Here is a 17092-nt window from a genome sequence, read left to right as displayed (position 1 = left end):
AATGTCATGCCGTGACTTGATCACGGCATCCAGTTAAAAATACTAATATTATTAGTATTTTTATTGTTTTTATGGACCCCGTGGTCAAGCCACGGGGTGACACACAGTGGATTTTACCGGTCCACGCAGGAATGACACCGAGAGCAATGCTGACTAAAAATAATAATGATTAAATATTATGCAGGACTCAAAACACAATAAACCTCAAATTACTCCGGAACAATTGAAACAATTATTGTCCTTACGCGAAGATTCATTAAACCTTAAAGGTCAAAGTTCTAAACGTAAAGCTTTAATAAATACTACATTAAAGAAAACCTCTCACGTTATAGAGTTCTTATTAGTAAAGCTTGACAGGTTTGTTAATTTTACTACCAAAAAAACAGATAAAGATCGTAATAACGTAGCCCAAGCTGCAAGGTCACCTATACTTTTCGGTATTTATGTTATTATCTTTTTAGTATTAATAGGCGGATTATGGGCGGCTCTTGCCCCTCTTGATAGCGGTGCTGTAGCTGTCGGTATCGTAATGCCAAGCACAAATAAAAAAACGATTCAACATAATGAAGGTGGAATAATCAATGCTATTTACGTTAAGCAAGGTGACAAAGTCAAAGAAGGCGATAAGTTAATAGAGCTTGAAGAAACTAGAATAAAAAGCGAACATGAAAATATTCTTGGTCAGTACCGTAATTTTTTAGCAACTGAAAATCGTTTAATTGCCGAACGTGATAATTTAGAACAAATCGAATTCTCTGATTTTCTAATGCAGGATATAAATTTACCGGAAGTAGCTAAAATAATTCATACACAGGAAAATTTATTTAGATCTAGAAAAGAAGTATATAACTCAGAGAAAGATGCATTACATCAAAATATTGCTCAACTTGAGAAAAAAATTGAAGGTTTAGAAGCAAAAAAAGTTGCCGCTTCAAAAACTGCTGAAGTCTATCAAGACCGTTTAAAAGCTTTAAGAACGTTAAAAGAAAAAGGCTTTGTACAAAAAGCAGCTTTATTAGACCAAGAGGCAAAAGTTGCCGCTTCAAAAAGCGATGTTGCAACAACTGAAGCCGAAATAGCAGGGATACGCCATGCTATTACCGAAACTCAAATTAAAATTATAAATCAGCAAAATAAATATACTGAAAGGACTTTAACAGAGCTTCGTGAAGCTCAAGTACAAACAGCATCTCTTAAAGAAAAATATAATTCCCTGACGGATTCGCTTAATCGTGTGATAATCAGATCACCTGTTGACGGCATAGTTAATAATTTAAAATATCATACAATAGGCGGTGTTATAAGTCACGGACAACCTATTATGGAAATTTCGCCAATTAATGATCCATTAATAATAGAAGCAAAGGTATCTCAAAAAAACATTGACTCAGTACATGAGGGACTAGTTGCAAAAATACGTTTCAGTGCATTTAAATCAAGAACGACTCCAACATTTACCGGTAAAGTAGTAAGCATATCACCCGATATCGTACAAGATGAAAGACAACATCCGGGACAACAGCAAGATAATTATTATGTTGCAAGAGTTGAAATTGATATGGATGAATTTAACAAAGTTGCCAAAGTTAAAAATCTTGAATTACATCCCGGTATGCAGGCTGAGGTACAAATCGTAACCGGTACTAGAACACTACTTAGATATTTACTTGATCCCGTTACTGATACTGCATTTAAAGCTTTCAGAGAAAAATAGATAATTTGAAGATTTTAGACTAGATAACTTTACGGAACCTAAATATTTTATAATAATATTTATTAGAAATTCTTAATCCTTTATTGACTTTTAACCAAAAAAGTATAGACTATTTCGTAATCTAATTATTATATAAAGGTTATGTTAGGCTACGAAAAAGAACAAAGAAGTTTAAATAAAGAACAAAAACAAGCTGTCGGATTACTTTCTATAGGTACATTTCTAGAGTATTTTGACCTTATGCTTTATGTGCATATGGCGGTGCTTTTAAATAATTTATTTTTTCCGGAATATGATCCTTTCACTTTTTCGCTGCTTACTGCCTTTTCTTTCTGCTCTACCTACTTGTTAAGACCTATAGGAGCATTAATATTCGGATATATAGGAGATCATTTTGGACGTAAGATTGTAGTTATTTTAACTACTCTATTAATGGCTATTACTTGTGTGATTATAGGCAGTATGCCAACATATGCACAGATAGGTATAACAGCCTCTTGGGTTCTTACTATATGTCGTATAATTCAAGGTATGTCGGCAACTGCAGAAGCACGAGGTGCAGAGCTGTACTTAACCGAAAACTCATCTCCTCCTATACAATATCCGTTAGTAGCAATTATAACCGTATTTTCTGCCGTAGGTACGACGGTAGCACTAGGTATTGCATCAATTTTTACTAATCAAAATATTTATCAACATGAATCAAGTTGGCGTATAGCCTTTTTTGTTGGTGCAACTATTGCTTTTGTAGGTACTATTGCGAGGACTAGTTTAAAAGAAGCAGCGGAATTTTCAAATAAAAAAAATAAATTAAAACTAAGACTTCAAGAAAATAATATTAAGCTTGAAGAAATTGACAAAGACATTCTAGATCAACAAGTTCCAAACGCCACTTCTATTTGGTATTTCTTTATCCAATGTGCTAGACCTCCGTGTTTTTATTTCGTGTATATATATTGTGCTGATATATTAAAAAGAGAATGTGGTTTTACTCCGAATCAAATTATAAATCAAAATTTTTTGGTATCTATAATAGATTTACTCGGTATTATCGGTCTTGCATTTATTAGCTATAAAATCCATCCTTTAAAAATCTTAAAGGTAAAATTATATCTATTTTTTACCTCTCTCATTTTTTTTCCTATAATGTTAAATTATAACCCTACTCCTTTATATATTTTTATTTTTCAATGTTTAGCTGCATTATTCGTATTTGATTACGTACCGGCAGCTCCTATATTTTATAAATATTTTCCGGTTTTTAAGAGATTTACATATACTAGTATGCTAAGTGCAATAGCAAAATTATTTACTTATATTATAACGTCATTTGGTTTAGTTTATATTACCAATTATCTAGGATATTGGGGATTATTTTTAATTTTCATTCCGGTAGGTATAACTTTCTTTATGGGAGTAACTTATTTTGAGAGAATGGAAAAGAATCGAAATTTATAATTTTATTAAAAGTAGAATTTATATTAAACTTTAAATTATTTTTATAACATTCAGCATATATAAGCTCTGAAACTGAATGTATTTCAAGTATTTCACTTAACACTAAAAAGCTTTTTAATGTCTCTTTAATTATTTTATGAGCTTTTTCAGGCGATTTTGCTTCTAAAGTTTGTAAATTATGTATCCTATCAAAAAGTTTTATAAGAGCAGTATCGTATCTTTTTTGTTTAATTAATAAAATAAGACTTTTCTTGCTACTTATTTTTCCACAAGGTTTAATTCTAGTTAGACCTTCTACATGCCTTGCTACTTCTTCATCAAAAATGTTACTAATCATTTCTTCAGTAAGTTCAGTATCTTCAATAGTGTCATGAAGTAATGCAGCTTGTAGCATTCTAAAAGTAAAGAGTTTAGGCACTTCTTTTGCTACAAATTCCGCTACCATAATTGTTACTGCGATTGGATGAGAATAATAAGGATCACCTGATTGACGCATTTGCTTACCATGATATTTACGAGCATAATAAATACCTTTTTTAACTTCTCTAATATCAACAGGTTGTTTTACTTGGGTATTTAAAAATAAAAGCCTTTCGATTAATTTATGTGAATATTTACAGCTTTCCAAATTTTTTTCCCAATATTCTATATCTTTCATAAAGTCTCCCAATTACATATATATTATTTTATTGGTTTTTCTTATGATTATTTTTTATATTTTCTTTTTAAAATCCAATATTTAATAATTTTTCTATTTTTAATGCTAAAAAATAACTATATATTAAAAATAGTTTTTTATAAAGATTTATATGTCCTCCTTAACTATCACCTATATTTTTCTCATTACAACAATCTTAATATCTTTATTTTGTCGTGATAAAAGACCTGCATATTTAGGCATAGGCATTACAATTTTAGCCGCTTTATATCAAGGCGTAATAAATATTATAGGAGTTGGGGCTTTATCTATTTTTACTGCTATTACCTATGCCTATTTTAATTTACAGCTAAATAAAATACTAAAAACCTCATTATTTATATTAATCTCCCTTTGTTTTACTTTATTTGCTTTTCATAAAGTTCCGGGATTTTTTAATATACTTGCTATTAATAAAGTACAATTATCGGAATTATCCATACCGTTTTCTATGTATCTAAATTTTGATAAGATAATGCCGGCTTTAATAATTTTTTCTGTCAGTGATTTATATATTTTAGAAAAACAAGAACATACGAATGCTATAAGATATACTTCTCTTTCTCTATTACTATGTATAGCAATAATTATGGTTCTATCTTTAATAAGCGGTTACGTCTTATTTGAACCTAAAATCCCAAGCATATTACCGATATGGGCAATTAATAATTTCTTTTTCGTATGTATAGCTGAGGAAACATTCTTTCGAGGATTTTTACAAAGAACATTACAAAATCTTTTACAGAACCGGCAAATTTTAGCTGTTATTATAGCATCTTTAATATTTGGGGTCGCACATTTTCAAGGCGGGCTAATATATATAGCTTTAAGCACTATATGCGGTTTTTTCTATGGTTATACATATACAAGACCAATAAAATATTATGCTCTATGATAGTACATTTTGGTCTAAATTTATGCCATTTATTGTTATTTACTTATCCTGCTCTTAAAACTTTATGAAATAAATGTAATTTTAATAGACAAAGTTATAGAGTTTTTTTATTTATAAATAGTAAACATAATAACTAAGTTTTATGAACAAAGACATCCCTACGGATTTATTACCTTCAGAATATGAGTTAGCAAGCTCTAGTAATGCTGCTTTGACTCTACTTTTAATGGGAGCAACTTTATTATTCTTGATAGGTTATTGCTGCTACTGTTGTTTTGATAATGAGCGAAAAGATATGGGGCTTGAATTAATCGGTGACCACCACGAACATGATGAATAATATTTTTAAATTATTTCATGGTTCTTAATGTCATTCCCGCGTAGGCAATTATAGTGCCGGATTTTTACTTTATGTCATTCCCGCCTACGCGGGAAGGCATTGTTACGTAGACCGGTAAAACCTACTATGTCACCCCGTGGTCAAGCCACGGGATGACAGAGGTGAAACTGATCCACGCACCAATACCTCCTCGTAATGACGATTTGGTATCCACACAGGCAATACCCAGCCTACAATTTACTTGGATCAAAGCTAAAATTAATCTCTTTCCAATGGTTAAAACGAGCAGGATCAAGATTTTCGATAGGGCTTGCTTGCCATACCGCTCTAATTGCATTATCCGCTAAAGCTTCACAAACACTAGCCGGAATATTAGGACAAATTCTTTCTTTAACCTTTGCTTGCTCTACATTTCCTGCTTTATCTAGCGTAATACTAATAATGACTTTTACCTTATTATTACCTCTAACCCCCGCCGGTACATTACTCCAATGTCTTTCAATCTGTCTTTTTATCAAAGATGTTTCACTATCGGAAAGAGGCAGCCCATCCGTATAAACACCTTTAGCTTCTTTTGCATTATCAACTTTTTTTGATCTTTGATGCTTATTGGATTTTACATTATCCCCTTCAGAAGATTGCTCTAAATTCTTCAGTAAAGAATCAAGCTCATCGGTTTTAGGCTCTTTTTTCTTTACCTCTTTGGGTTTCTTTTCCTCTTTCTTTTCTGCAGGCTTTTTCACTTCCTCCACCGGCTTTTTTTCTTCTTCTTTAGGCTTTTCTTCTTTTACTTCTTCTTTTTTCTCAGGTAACACTTCTTTCGCCTCTTCAGGCTTTGGCTCTTCTATAGGTTTTTTCTCTTCTATTTTAGGCTTTTCTTCTACCGGTTTGGTCTCAGCTTCTTTAGCTTTTTCTTCTTTAGGCAAATCTTGCTGCGGCTCTTCTTCTTTTGGCTTACTCTGCTCAGACTTTTTAGCATCTTCATTTTCTATAGGAGCTTCTTTTTGCTTTGTTTGAGTGATAATATTTGATTTATCGCTAACAGGTAGCATTTCAAAAGTTATAGTTTGCTCTTCCGGTAACTTTTCAAAAAACGATGGCATACCGAATAGAAAAAAATATAAAAGAAGTAAGTGCAGAACAACAGAGAAGCTAAGGAAAACCGTAAAATTATCCCTATTTTGGTTACTTTTCATTATTTTTAATATTTGAAATAAGAGCTACACGAGAAAAGCCGGCAGCATGAATTTCGGCAACTATCTCTACCACCTGCCCATAAGAAACATTCCTATCGCCTCTTACAAAAATTCTAGCATCCTTTTTTTCTTTAGTGATATTTGTAAGCTTGTCGGTTAAATGTGTTCTCTCTATAGGAGTTTCAAGCAGGAAAATTTCACCTTTATTATTGATAGTAACGACTAGCGGTTCATCCTGCCCTGAAATCGGACTTGAATTTGTCTCAGGTAAATCCACATTTACTCCTGAAACAAGCATTGGAGAAGTAATCATGAAAATAATTAATAGCACAAGCATCACATCAACGAGCGGAGTAACATTAATTTCACTAACTACCGCTCTTTTACTTTTTCTATTACTTCCGGCAAGCTTTATAGCCATTACATTTTCTCCTGATCAATTGCCTTAGAAAGTATAGAATTTAACTCTCTACTAAAATCTTCAATCTTATTATTTATAAGAGTAATACGGGAAATAAGATAGTTATAAAAAATTACTGCCGGAATAGCTGCAAACAAGCCTATCGCAGTTGCAAGTAACGCTTCGGCAATTCCGGGAGCTACTACGGCAAGAGAAGTATTTTTTGAAGTAGCAATCGATTGGAAGCTGTGCATAATCCCCCAAACAGTACCGAATAAGCCTACGAAAGGAGCACTTGACCCAACAGTTGCCAAGAAGCTTAAATTTTTCTCCAGCTTTTCGACTTCCCTATTTTGAGCTAAGTACATTGCACCCGTTATACGCTCTTTATGGTTGTTTTTTAACGCATCGGAAAACCCTTTAGTACTTAAACTTTTACACTCATCCATAGCCGAGACAAATATCAAAGCTAACGGATTATTAACCGACCTCTTTATGCTTTCATATAATTGCTCTAATACTCCACCGGACCAAAACACATTTTCAAAATTCTTCATTCTTCGCTGCACTTGTGCTAGCTTAAATATTTTATCCAAAATAATAGCCCACGACCAAATGGAGGCAATAAGCAGCATCAACATAACCGACTTACCGATAATGTCGGAGGATATTATTAAAGAAAAAATCGATAAATGATCTTGCGTAACAATTTCTAAGCTATCGCTAATATTATTAATATCCGTACTCATAACTTCCTTGATAAATGATAGACAAAGTTTAATTTGGAAAAAAGCAAGGCATTTTGAAGCTTTTAACCACAGCGTACATTATTTAGTACGTGAGGATTAAAAGTAAAAAATAACGTAGCCAATTTTTCAAATTAAACGAGTATATAAAATAATATATTCATATTTTACTTTTGTCATTAAGTTATGTGAAAAAATTTTGAGTATGTCATTGTTGCGTGGACACCTATGTAATTCCCGTGGAAGCGGGAATCCAGCATAAAGCGAGATAAATCGAGCTTTAAAAAAAGCTTTAAAGTACTGGATTCCCGTTTCCGCGGGAATGACATAAACGGGCTAACAACGTTAGTCAAGCCACGGGATGACACATATTTTTTAAACCATTAATTTAATATCTCTTGATTTATCTCAATTTTTTATATAAAGTGCCGCTCTTAAATTTAATCTAGAGTTACACATGAAATTAACCGAATATTTTGAAAAACTTGAATCTATAGCTTTTGGTCCATGGCTTAATAAATACAAACAATTATTTACCTCAAAAGAATTAGCTACTCAGATGTTTGACATAATCATTCAAGCTCAAGAAAATAAAGAACATTATAATAAAGAGTTAGTTATACTATCTAATGATGTTATTGAAACAGAGGTAGGAGAAAATACAAATCAATCAGAAGCTGCAGTTATTTTTTCTTCAGACCATAGAGAAAATTTATATTCTATATTTACTTGGTTAACTAACTTTCAGTTAGAGCAATATTCTAGATTTATATTAAATCTTCCAAAAAATTATAAGGATTATGAAGATTATTTTTTACAAGAAGAACAACAAGGTGGATATTCAAAAATCAAAGCTTTTAATAATGTTCAAGATAAGAAATGGTTAGCAAGGAAATATTTCAATTTATCAAAGCACGAACCGGCAAGTAATTACTCATTGTTTCAAGAAAATACTGTAAAATTGCAAAAATATTTAGAATATCCTTATGAATATAATACTGCAATTTATAAATCTGAATTTCTAGGTTCTATAGATAGCTATTATAATTATTCTTGCGATAATATATAAATATGACGGCTGCGAATACATGGCTTTTTACAACAAAATTTCCAATAAACGAACAATTACAAAAAAACAGCAATCAATATTAACCAACAAACTAAAAGCAATTAGTGATGCCTCACTAGCGTTCTCACTCGCTCTATGTAGTAAGCAATTTGAAACGGCTTCTGATATTTTCAATAAAATGCCTGAGCATCAAATAAATTTGTATGAAAAAGCTATCACAAAGGTTCGGAGTTACGTGGACCCAAATTATATATTGCCTCAAAATAATACTCTGAAGCCCGATGAAAAAGCAGAACTTCTTAATGCTGTTAATACCTCTTTAATAGCAGATAATGAGACTAAATTAACTACTGAAAAGTCTGAAAAGATTTTCCAAAATGTTGAAGATGCTTTACAAAATGATGATGGTAATGAAAGCACTTTAGAAATCGGAATAGTTACCGCCCTATTAAATAATAATCAAAAAAAAGTACAAGAATACGCAAATAAATTAAGCTTAGAAAAAAAAGAAGAAATTATTGCAAGCTATTCCCCCGATAATAAGCAAATAGAAAATTTAGAACAATTAATTGATCAATATGATGCAAAAAAAATTCATCAATATTATCAACTAAAAAAGAAACACAAATTTTATTTAGCCATTCAAAAGATTACTCATTTTAATAATAATTCTTGGAATATTCCTAAAGAAGGACAGATTAAAATTGATAAAGAATTAGATGAAGGTACGGCTATATCACTCGGTAAATATAGAGGATTTGATTGTTACGGTACAATTTCTAAAAAAATCTATAATATTTTTGATGAAAGTAAAATTATGTCTTTTGTTTCTGCTTAAAAAAAAGGAATAATATATCATAAACAAGGAGTAAACGGAGTTAAACTTATCAAGGACAAGGCTTTTAAAGCTAAGTGGGACTGTGATGATCAACTATTTACAAATATATTATATTTTAACAAACAAGGGTTATTATTAAAGTTTGATGAGTATGGTAACCATGCTGAAGTAAAAAAGTTTATTAGCGGTCATCATTTGGAGTTTTATAATGTGGAGTAACATTTATGTCATTCCTGCGTGGCATTGCCTGCGTGGATATCGATGTCATTCCTGCGAAAGCAGGAATGACATAAAGAGCATTTACCGCTCCACGCAGGCAATGCCAGCTCGCAATGACAATGCCTAAAAGGTGCTGTCTCACTAAGTGTGTAAATTTCTAGGATAGGTTATATTAACAATAATATAATTTATCAGGAATAACATGAGTAACAGTAACCAAGAGAAGATAAAACAAGCAGTAGATTTGCTAATAGATAAAGATACTGATTTAACGAGTTTTTTTGCCAAAGACGGGATATTAAAGCAGTTAACTAAAAATATATTTGAAAGAGCCTTAAAAGCTGAGATGGATGAGCATCTTGTCTATAACAAATATGGCAGGATAGAGACTGACAATAGTAGAAATGGTGTATGCAAAAAAAGCCTAATTACTGAAGGTGGAGTATTGGAACTTGAAGTACCACGTGATAGAAATGCTGAATTTTCTCCTGTACTAGTGCCAAAGCGTCAGACTAGGATTGATGGATTAGATCAGAAGATATTATCCTTATATGCTAAAGGGATGAGCCTCTCTGACATTAAGATTCAGATTCATGAGCTATATGGTGCAGAGAACAGTGAAAGCCTTATTAGTCGGGTTACCGATAATGTTATGGATGAGGTCAGGAGTTGGCAGAATAGGCCTCTGGAAGCCATATATGCTATAGTATATTTTGATGCACTTATAGTTAAAGTACGTCAAGATAAGAGAATTATCAATAAGGCAGTATATGTAGCTTTAGGTGTAGATTTAACCGGAAGGAAAGATATTTTAGGCTTGTGTATTAGCGAGAATGAGGGAGCTAAATTTTGGTTAAATAATTTTACTGAAATGAAAGACAGGGGATTAAAAGATATCTTAATTGCTTGTAGCGATAATCTAACGGGCATGAGTGAGGCGATATCTGCAGTATATCCACAAACTGAGCATCAGCTGTGCATTGTACATCAAATCAGAAATAGTTTGTCATATGTAAGCTATAAAGATCGTAAAGAACTTGCAGCAGATTTGAAGCTAGTATACAGCTCTATCACTGAGGATGAAGCACTTACTGCCTTATCTGATTTTGATATGAAATGGGGCAAACAGTACCCACATATTGCAAAATCATGGCAAAATAATTGGCAGAATTTGATAATTTTTTTACAATACCCAGAAGTGATTAGGCGTATCATTTATACAACCAATGCAATCGAAGGTTTAAATAGTCAATTACGCAAGGTTACTAATAACAAAAGGGGTTTTCCTAACGACGACTCTATATTTAAGACTTTGTACTTGACAATTGACTATATTACGCGAAAATGAAATATGCCTATCCAAAATTGGGGAGAGGCCATGGCTCACTTTTTGATAAAATTTGAGGGGCGAATTTAATGCCTATTTTAGAATTTACACACTTATATATCCAGAGCCGCCTAAAACTTAGGATAATTTAATAGCAGAACTTAAATAATCATTACCGTATTTCTCAATATAATCATCATATTTACCTTTAAAATCAATAAGATTTTTTCTATGGGAAAGAGCAATAATTCTTGTTGCTATGGATTTTGCAAAATCACGATCGTGCGTTACTAATATTACTGTACCCTCAAAATCAATTAGAGATTTTTTAAGAGCTTCTCTTGATTCTATATCAAGGTGGTTTGTCGGTTCATCAAGAACCAAAATATTGCTTTTTTCTAGCATCATTTTAGCAAGTAATAACCTTGCCCCCTCCCCGCCGCTTAGACTTAAAATATTTTTATTTACTTCATCGCTACGGAATAATACTTGTCCGAGCGTATTTCTAATAGTATTTTCCGTTTCCTTTTCAGATTGCTTTTTAAGCCAATCAATAATACTAATATTTTCATTAAATAACTCGTGATGATCCTGAGCAAAATAAGATATTTGTGATTCATATCCCCACTCATAGCTACCTTGATCTGCTGATATTTTATTCATTAAGATTTTTAACAAAGTAGATTTACCGATACAGTTTGCACCGATAATAATAATTTTTTCTCCTCGTGATACGTTAAAACTAACTTTATTTAATAGACCTTTTGCATAACTTGCTTCTAAAGGTAATTTATACGTCGATCCGGTACTCGCATCCTCACGTACGCTTGTGTACGCTGCGGTGCTGCGTTCCGTGTCTCCTTTAAATTCCTCTTTATTAGCTTCGTTATGCAAAAGGTCTAATATTTGCTTATTCTCAAAATCTTTAGTTATTTGATCGATTTTTAATACTAATTTTCCTGAATTTCTTAGTTGTTTAAATCTAAATAACGGACTAATTCTTGAAGATTTTTGTATATCCGGCAATTCTATTTTCTCTAACTGCTTTTCTCTAGAAGCACTTTGCCTTGCTCTCGTCCCTGCTCTAAATTTATCAACCCAAGCCTGCATATTTTCTATTTTCTTTTCTAAGAAATTTCTCTCGCTTAATTTTTGAGCAGCTATTATCTGCTTTTCTTGAACAAAATTATCATAATTTCCTGTATATAGTTTTATCTCTCCATAATCTATGTCTAAAATATCCGTTGCGACATTATTTAAAAAAGCTAAATCATGCGATATAAAAATTAATATTCCCTTAAAAGAATTTTTTAAATAATTCTCAAGCCAATATATTGAAATAATATCTAAGTGATTTGTCGGTTCATCGAGTAGTAAAATATCCGGATTATTAAATAGACTTTGTGCAAGTAAAACACGAAGCTTATAACCTCCTGATAGAGCAGAAAGCGGCTCATAATGATATTTTTCGGCTATTCCAAGACCTACAAGCAAGCTAGCTGCAAAAATTTCAGCGGTATAACCGTCATTATCGTATATTATTTGTTCAAGCTCACCAAGCTTATACCCATCTTCATCGCTACATTCTTGTCTATTTAATATCTCTTCTTTTTCCTGTAAAGCTTTCCATAGCTCCTTATTCCCTGCTATTACCGTATCTATAATTTTAGTATTTTCATAAAGAAATTGATCTTGTTTTAAACAACCTACTTTAGAGTTTTTAGGTATGTTAATATCGCCGAAAGCCGGCTCTTCTTCCTTAGTCAAGACTTTAAAAAAAGTTGTTTTACCTGCTCCGTTGGCACCTACTAAACCATATCGTTTATTATTTTTAATATGCAAATTTACATCGGTAAATAGTATTCTTGCACCATAACTCATGGCTAAATCATTTATAATAATCATATTTTTAGATGTCGTGGTTAAATTTAGGAATAATTGAAAAGGTTTTAGAAAAGTTATAAATATTTAATATTTCTTCAACAACTCAAGAACTTTTGCAAAATCTACTATATATTCTTCTTGTTTTTCTAAATCTTTAAGTTTGAGGCTATTATTTGCTTGTTCTTCGTCACCTATGAAAATAATAAATTTAGCATTTTCATTAAGAACACGTTGCATTCTTTTAGCTATTTTACCTACGGGTTCTATAATAGTAGCAATATTTTGCGAACGTAATTTATCGGCAATTTCTAAAGAGTAAGTAATATTATTTTCACCGATCGGTAATACAAATACCGGCTTTACTTCAGATATATTATATTCCCGCATTAAAGCAATTCGCTCAATACCGGCAGCAAAACCGATAGCCGGTACATCATCATTATTACCCATGATTTTAGCAAGCCCGTCATAACGTCCGCCGGCCAAAATAGTGGATTGACTCCCTAGCTTTTTCGTAGTGAATTCAAAAGCAGTATGGCAGTAATAATCAAGCCCTCTAACCAAACGTGGATTTATTCTATATTTCATGCCTAAAATATCAAGATATTTTAGTAACTCCTCAAAATATTCTTTGGATTCATCAGTGTAATATTCAGATAAAACCGGAGCAGCAGCTACTATTTTCTGATCAATTTCGCTTTTAGAATCAAGAATCCGCATTGGGTTTTTGGTCAGCCTTATTTTACTTTCTTCCGATAATTGATCTTTAAAATCATTTAGATATTCTACTAGCTTTTGTTGATAAGCACTTCTTGATTCGCTGCATCCAAGAGAGTTAAGCTCTAAGATAGTATCCTGCTCTATTTCAAGTGCTTTAAGTATATCTACGGCTAACTTCAAAGTTTCAGCATCAGTAATAGCACCTTTAGCCCCGATATATTCATAATTTAGTTGGTGAAATTGTCTTTGACGCCCTGCTTGCGGTCTATCATAACGAAAAACAGGACCGGTAGAGAAAAGCTTAAGAGGTAGTTTGTGCTGCAAACCGTTTGAGAGGAAACTTCTAATAATACCTGCCGTAAATTCAGGTCGTAATGCTACGGAATCATTGCTTTTATCTAAAAAACTGTAGATTTCTTTACTGATTACGTCAGAGCTTTCACCCATAGAACGGTTAAAAACTTTGGTATACTCAAGTATTGGAGTACTCATTTGCTTATAGCCGTACAATACTCCTACATCTCTTGCCTTGTTAATTATATAGTTGTGGACTTTATAATCATCCGGCAATAGATCTTTCATTCCTCGGAGTGGTTGCAGCTTTTCAGTCATTTGCTTAATTTTGTGGTTTTGTGTGGATACCAAATCGTCATTGCGAGGAAATTACGAAGTAATTGACGAAGCAATCTCAGGATACTTGACAAGATTGCCACGTCGCTTCGCTCCTCGCAATGACGACTCGGGTATCCTATAATAAACAAAAAATAGGTAGACGAAGTTTAATTTGGAAAAGAGCAAGGCGTTTTATATTTTTTGACCGCAGCGTACATACTAGTACGTGAGGATCAAAAAATATAAAACAACGACGCCAATTTTTCAAATTAAACGAGTATACCTATTTTTGCTCTTTTTTCATAAAGAACGATCTTACAATATATAAAACAAATATCGTAATAAACCAATATATTAATGCACGACCTGCCGTTAATAGATTAAATTCACCGTCATATATTTGAATAAATAGCAAATAAGCACAAGCAATTAAAATAAACGGTACAATAATAAATACTAACGGACATCTAAAAGGTCTTTGAGCATCAGGTAGCTTTACCCTAAATAATACCACTATTATTGTGACGGTTATATAATCAATTAATGCTCCCATTGAAGTTAATTGAGTTAATAATTCCGTAGAGCAAAATCCTCCAAGGATAGCAGCTAAAGAAGCAAATATTATAATCGTAATATACGGGCTATCATATTTTGGGTGCAATTTTGCAAAACTTTTCGGTAGTAAACCGTCACGTGCAATAGCATAAAAAATACGAGAAGTACCGTAAATATTCATCATCAACACCGTCATCATACCACAAACCGCACCGGTTGCAACAATAGCAGAGCCAATCTTGCTATTATTAATAGTTAAAGCATAAGCAAGTGGTTGATCGTTATTTAACTGATCAAAAGGTGCAATACCGGTCACAAGCCCTGCCATTGTTACATAAACTATAGTAGTTAGAACAAGCGAGCCGATAATACCAATCATTATATCACGCTTTGGATTTTTACATTCCTCAGCTGCAGTTGCAATCGTTCCAAAACCTGTAAAAGCTAGGAATAAAATAGATGCACCTACTAAAACATTACTAAAACCGAAAGGCATAAAATTGCTCCAGTTAGTAGCATCGAAATGAGGAGCAGCAGCGAGTACAAATACAAATATTGCAGCCATTTTTATGAAAACTAAAATTGCATTTAGTCTCTTACTATCTTTAGTACCTAAATATAAAATAAAGCCGATAAATACCGAGATTAAAAATGCCGGTAAATTTATTATACCGCCGTTTGTCGGTACGGTAGTTAATTCTTTCGGTAAATTAATTCCGCCTGCCGCTAATATTCCTTGTACGTAACCCGACCAGCCCGCAGCTACTATTCCTGCAGCAACACCGAGTTCTAATATTATAACGCTACCGATCATCCAAGCGAATACTTCACCAAACGCTACATAGGAATAAGTATAAATACTTCCTGAAGTCGGAAGCATCGCAGCAAGTTCAGTATAAACAAGTGCTACGAAAATACAGGTAATACCTGCAATCGCATAAGATAACATTACTGCAGGCCCTGAATATTTAGCAGCAATTATACCGGTAACAACGAATACGCCGGTACCAATCATTGCACCAAGACCCAGTAATATTAAATCGAATGCTCCAAGCGTCTTGCTAAGACCGCTTGAGCTACCTATCTCTTTTACTGATTCAAAACTTTTCTTCCTTAAAAAACTCATTAGTTTCTCCTGTTTTAGTTAGCTTATTTTTTTGTGAATTGTGTCATTACGAGTGACTAAAGGCATTGCCTGCATGGATATCGATGTCATTCCTGCTTTCGCAGGAATGACATCGATATCCATGCAGGCAATGCCTCTTGCAATGACGCGATTACCTTATATCTCTAGTAATCCACCCGCCGCCAAGTACCCTATCTCCCGCATAAATAACGCATGCTTGCCCAGGGGCAACGGCTTTTTCTTCGGATAAAAATTTTACTTTCATTTTATCATCGTCGAGTTTGCTTATTTCGGCTAGACGAGGCGGTCTTGTCGAACGAATTTTAACTTCTACTTCTAGCTTTTCATTATCTTTAATCTCATCTGCAAGCCAGTTTATGTCTTTAATTATAAACTCCTGCACATGTAATGCAGACTCCGGTCCTACATATACTATATTGTCCTTAGAATCAATCTTTACTACATATAAAGGCTCGTTATAAGCTATACCAAGGCCACGACGTTGCCCTATAGTATAATTAATTATACCGCTATGCTCTCCTAGCTCAAACCCGTTTACATGAATAATTTTGCCACTTTCGCTTGCTCCCGGACGTATTTTATTTATTACACTCTTATAATTTCCATCAGGTACGAAGCAAATATCTTGGCTATCGGGTTTATCTGCTACCTCAAGCCCAAATTTACTAGCAAGCCTACGTGTTTCATACTTAGTAAGCCCCCCAAGAGGAAAACTCAAATATTCCAATTGCTCTTTAGTAGTAGTAAACAAAAAATAACTCTGATCTTTTGCCGGATCAAGTCCTGTATGTAACTCCGCCCCGTGAACACCGTTTATTTTTCGTACGTAATGACCGGTAGCAAGCTTGTCTGCTCCAAGCTCTTTAGCCGTTTTAATTAGATCCCTGAATTTCACTGATTTATTACATTGCACACATGGAAGCGGGGTTTCGCCTTGTAAATAGCTATCAACAAAATTATCTATTACCGACTCTTTAAACTTACTCTCATAATCAAGTACGTAATGGGGAATACCTAGCTTATTTGCTACCATTTTAGCATCGTAAATATCCTGACCGGCACAACAGGCATTTTTTTCCCCTACTGCCATACCGTGATCATATAGCTGCAAGGTAATACCTATAACATTATGTCCCTGTTCATGCAACATTGCGGCAACTGCCGAACTATCAACCCCGCCTGACATCGCGACAACTATAGACTGCTTATCCCCTAAATTAATCATACCAACCTTAAACAAACAGCAAATTATACTAAATTTATAATTAAATTACA

At 33.2% G+C, this 17092-nt stretch carries 17 protein-coding genes and 1 pseudogene; 7 read left to right on the top strand and 11 right to left on the bottom strand.

Annotation, left to right across the window (positions count from 1 at the left end; all coding sequences use genetic code 11):
* Positions 1-4: 4 nt before the first annotated feature.
* Positions 5-103, bottom strand: coding sequence for a palindromic element RPE4 domain-containing protein (locus tag AC5587_RS02910; RefSeq protein ID WP_499162797.1), 99 nt, complete (start codon positions 101-103; stop codon positions 5-7).
* A 75-nt stretch (positions 104-178) separates the two neighbouring features.
* Here AC5587_RS02910 and AC5587_RS02905 point away from each other — a divergent pair, with 75 nt between their 5' ends.
* Positions 179-1714 (top strand): HlyD family type I secretion periplasmic adaptor subunit, encoded by a 1536-nt coding sequence (locus AC5587_RS02905; RefSeq protein WP_499162796.1) that lies wholly within the window; start codon positions 179-181, stop codon positions 1712-1714.
* 141 nt (positions 1715-1855) lie between these two features.
* On the top strand, positions 1856-3172 hold the full coding sequence (locus AC5587_RS02900) for an MFS transporter (RefSeq protein WP_499162795.1): 1317 nt from the start codon (positions 1856-1858) through the stop codon (positions 3170-3172).
* Here the strand turns inward: AC5587_RS02900 and AC5587_RS02895 are convergent.
* Positions 3123-3830: an HD domain-containing protein gene (locus tag AC5587_RS02895; RefSeq protein WP_499162794.1), complete on the bottom strand. Its 708-nt coding sequence runs from the start codon at positions 3828-3830 to the stop codon at positions 3123-3125. The two genes, AC5587_RS02900 and AC5587_RS02895, sit on opposite strands and share 50 nt — an antisense overlap.
* A 151-nt stretch (positions 3831-3981) precedes the next feature.
* Between AC5587_RS02895 and AC5587_RS02890 the strand changes: the two genes are divergently transcribed.
* Entirely contained in the window at positions 3982-4764 is a 783-nt protein-coding gene (locus tag AC5587_RS02890) for a CPBP family intramembrane glutamic endopeptidase (protein WP_499162793.1), read from the top strand.
* A gap of 142 nt (positions 4765-4906) precedes the next feature.
* A complete protein-coding gene (locus AC5587_RS02885; protein ID WP_410526735.1) occupies positions 4907-5104 on the top strand; it encodes a hypothetical protein in 198 nt (65 codons plus the stop codon).
* A gap of 230 nt (positions 5105-5334) precedes the next feature.
* Here the strand turns inward: AC5587_RS02885 and tolA are convergent, their stop codons facing one another.
* From tolA to AC5587_RS02865, 4 genes are all read right to left on the bottom strand, one after another.
* Entirely contained in the window at positions 5335-6300 is a 966-nt protein-coding gene (tolA, locus tag AC5587_RS02880; RefSeq protein ID WP_499162792.1) for a cell envelope integrity protein TolA, read from the bottom strand.
* On the bottom strand, positions 6290-6721 hold the full coding sequence (tolR, locus tag AC5587_RS02875; RefSeq protein WP_499162791.1) for a protein TolR: 432 nt from the start codon (positions 6719-6721) through the stop codon (positions 6290-6292). The genes tolA and tolR overlap by 11 nt, the downstream gene beginning before the upstream one ends.
* Positions 6721-7449, bottom strand: a complete 729-nt coding sequence (tolQ, locus tag AC5587_RS02870; RefSeq protein ID WP_499162790.1) for a protein TolQ — start codon at positions 7447-7449, stop codon at positions 6721-6723. The genes tolR and tolQ overlap by 1 nt, the downstream gene beginning before the upstream one ends.
* A gap of 176 nt (positions 7450-7625) precedes the next feature.
* Positions 7626-7775 (bottom strand): hypothetical protein, encoded by a 150-nt coding sequence (locus AC5587_RS02865; RefSeq protein WP_499162789.1) that lies wholly within the window; start codon positions 7773-7775, stop codon positions 7626-7628.
* A gap of 128 nt (positions 7776-7903) precedes the next feature.
* Here AC5587_RS02865 and AC5587_RS02860 point away from each other — a divergent pair, with 128 nt between their 5' ends.
* Complete coding sequence (locus AC5587_RS02860) at positions 7904-8515, top strand: hypothetical protein (protein WP_410527433.1); 612 nt, start codon at positions 7904-7906, stop codon at positions 8513-8515.
* A 19-nt stretch (positions 8516-8534) separates the two neighbouring features.
* Positions 8535-9353 carry a hypothetical protein gene (locus AC5587_RS02855; RefSeq protein ID WP_499162788.1) on the top strand — a complete coding sequence of 273 codons (819 nt, stop codon included), beginning with the start codon at positions 8535-8537 and terminating at the stop codon, positions 9351-9353.
* Positions 9354-9534: 181 nt separating this feature from the next.
* Here the strand turns inward: AC5587_RS02855 and AC5587_RS02850 are convergent, their stop codons facing one another.
* The gene (locus AC5587_RS02850; protein WP_499162787.1) at positions 9535-9714 is read right to left on the bottom strand and encodes a hypothetical protein; all 180 of its coding nucleotides are present in this window, start codon (positions 9712-9714) and stop codon (positions 9535-9537) included.
* A gap of 60 nt (positions 9715-9774) precedes the next feature.
* Here AC5587_RS02850 and AC5587_RS02845 point away from each other — a divergent pair.
* A pseudogene (locus tag AC5587_RS02845) lies at positions 9775-10989 on the top strand (IS256 family transposase).
* A gap of 48 nt (positions 10990-11037) precedes the next feature.
* Here AC5587_RS02845 and abc-f read toward each other — a convergent pair.
* The 4 genes from abc-f to mnmA form a co-directional block, all read right to left on the bottom strand.
* Entirely contained in the window at positions 11038-12804 is a 1767-nt protein-coding gene (gene abc-f / locus AC5587_RS02840) for a ribosomal protection-like ABC-F family protein (protein WP_499162786.1), read from the bottom strand.
* A 63-nt stretch (positions 12805-12867) separates the two neighbouring features.
* Positions 12868-14115 carry a histidine--tRNA ligase gene (gene hisS / locus AC5587_RS02835; RefSeq protein ID WP_499162785.1) on the bottom strand — a complete coding sequence of 416 codons (1248 nt, stop codon included), beginning with the start codon at positions 14113-14115 and terminating at the stop codon, positions 12868-12870.
* A gap of 283 nt (positions 14116-14398) precedes the next feature.
* The gene (locus AC5587_RS02830; RefSeq protein ID WP_499162784.1) at positions 14399-15796 is read right to left on the bottom strand and encodes an amino acid permease; all 1398 of its coding nucleotides are present in this window, start codon (positions 15794-15796) and stop codon (positions 14399-14401) included.
* Between the two features lie 151 nt (positions 15797-15947).
* Positions 15948-17042 carry a tRNA 2-thiouridine(34) synthase MnmA gene (gene mnmA / locus AC5587_RS02825; RefSeq protein WP_499162783.1) on the bottom strand — a complete coding sequence of 365 codons (1095 nt, stop codon included), beginning with the start codon at positions 17040-17042 and terminating at the stop codon, positions 15948-15950.
* Positions 17043-17092: the final 50 nt, after the last annotated feature.

Origin of the sequence: Rickettsia endosymbiont of Hedychridium roseum (genome assembly GCF_964028255.1) — a bacterium.
Lineage (GTDB): Bacteria > Pseudomonadota > Alphaproteobacteria > Rickettsiales > Rickettsiaceae > Rickettsia > Rickettsia asembonensis.
The sequence above is the reverse complement of the archived record's forward strand: the minus strand, read 5'-3'. Positions and strand labels throughout refer to the sequence as shown.

What these genes read in the sequence shown, in the direction of transcription:
- AC5587_RS02905 (WP_499162796.1), top strand. Translation starts at nt 179, where the DNA reads ATGCAGGACTCAAAACACAATAAACCTCAAATTACTCCGGAACAATTG.
- AC5587_RS02900 (WP_499162795.1), top strand. Translation starts at nt 1,856, where the DNA reads ATGTTAGGCTACGAAAAAGAACAAAGAAGTTTAAATAAAGAACAAAAA.
- AC5587_RS02895 (WP_499162794.1), bottom strand. Translation starts at nt 3,830, where the DNA reads ATGAAAGATATAGAATATTGGGAAAAAAATTTGGAAAGCTGTAAATAT.
- AC5587_RS02890 (WP_499162793.1), top strand. Translation starts at nt 3,982, where the DNA reads ATGTCCTCCTTAACTATCACCTATATTTTTCTCATTACAACAATCTTA.
- AC5587_RS02885 (WP_410526735.1), top strand. Translation starts at nt 4,907, where the DNA reads ATGAACAAAGACATCCCTACGGATTTATTACCTTCAGAATATGAGTTA.
- tolA (WP_499162792.1), bottom strand. Translation starts at nt 6,300, where the DNA reads ATGAAAAGTAACCAAAATAGGGATAATTTTACGGTTTTCCTTAGCTTC.
- tolR (WP_499162791.1), bottom strand. Translation starts at nt 6,721, where the DNA reads ATGGCTATAAAGCTTGCCGGAAGTAATAGAAAAAGTAAAAGAGCGGTA.
- tolQ (WP_499162790.1), bottom strand. Translation starts at nt 7,449, where the DNA reads ATGAGTACGGATATTAATAATATTAGCGATAGCTTAGAAATTGTTACG.
- AC5587_RS02865 (WP_499162789.1), bottom strand. Translation starts at nt 7,775, where the DNA reads ATGTCATTCCCGCGGAAACGGGAATCCAGTACTTTAAAGCTTTTTTTA.
- AC5587_RS02860 (WP_410527433.1), top strand. Translation starts at nt 7,904, where the DNA reads ATGAAATTAACCGAATATTTTGAAAAACTTGAATCTATAGCTTTTGGT.
- AC5587_RS02855 (WP_499162788.1), top strand. Translation starts at nt 8,535, where the DNA reads ATGGCTTTTTACAACAAAATTTCCAATAAACGAACAATTACAAAAAAA.
- abc-f (WP_499162786.1), bottom strand. Translation starts at nt 12,804, where the DNA reads ATGATTATTATAAATGATTTAGCCATGAGTTATGGTGCAAGAATACTA.
- hisS (WP_499162785.1), bottom strand. Translation starts at nt 14,115, where the DNA reads ATGACTGAAAAGCTGCAACCACTCCGAGGAATGAAAGATCTATTGCCG.
- AC5587_RS02830 (WP_499162784.1), bottom strand. Translation starts at nt 15,796, where the DNA reads ATGAGTTTTTTAAGGAAGAAAAGTTTTGAATCAGTAAAAGAGATAGGT.
- mnmA (WP_499162783.1), bottom strand. Translation starts at nt 17,042, where the DNA reads ATGATTAATTTAGGGGATAAGCAGTCTATAGTTGTCGCGATGTCAGGC.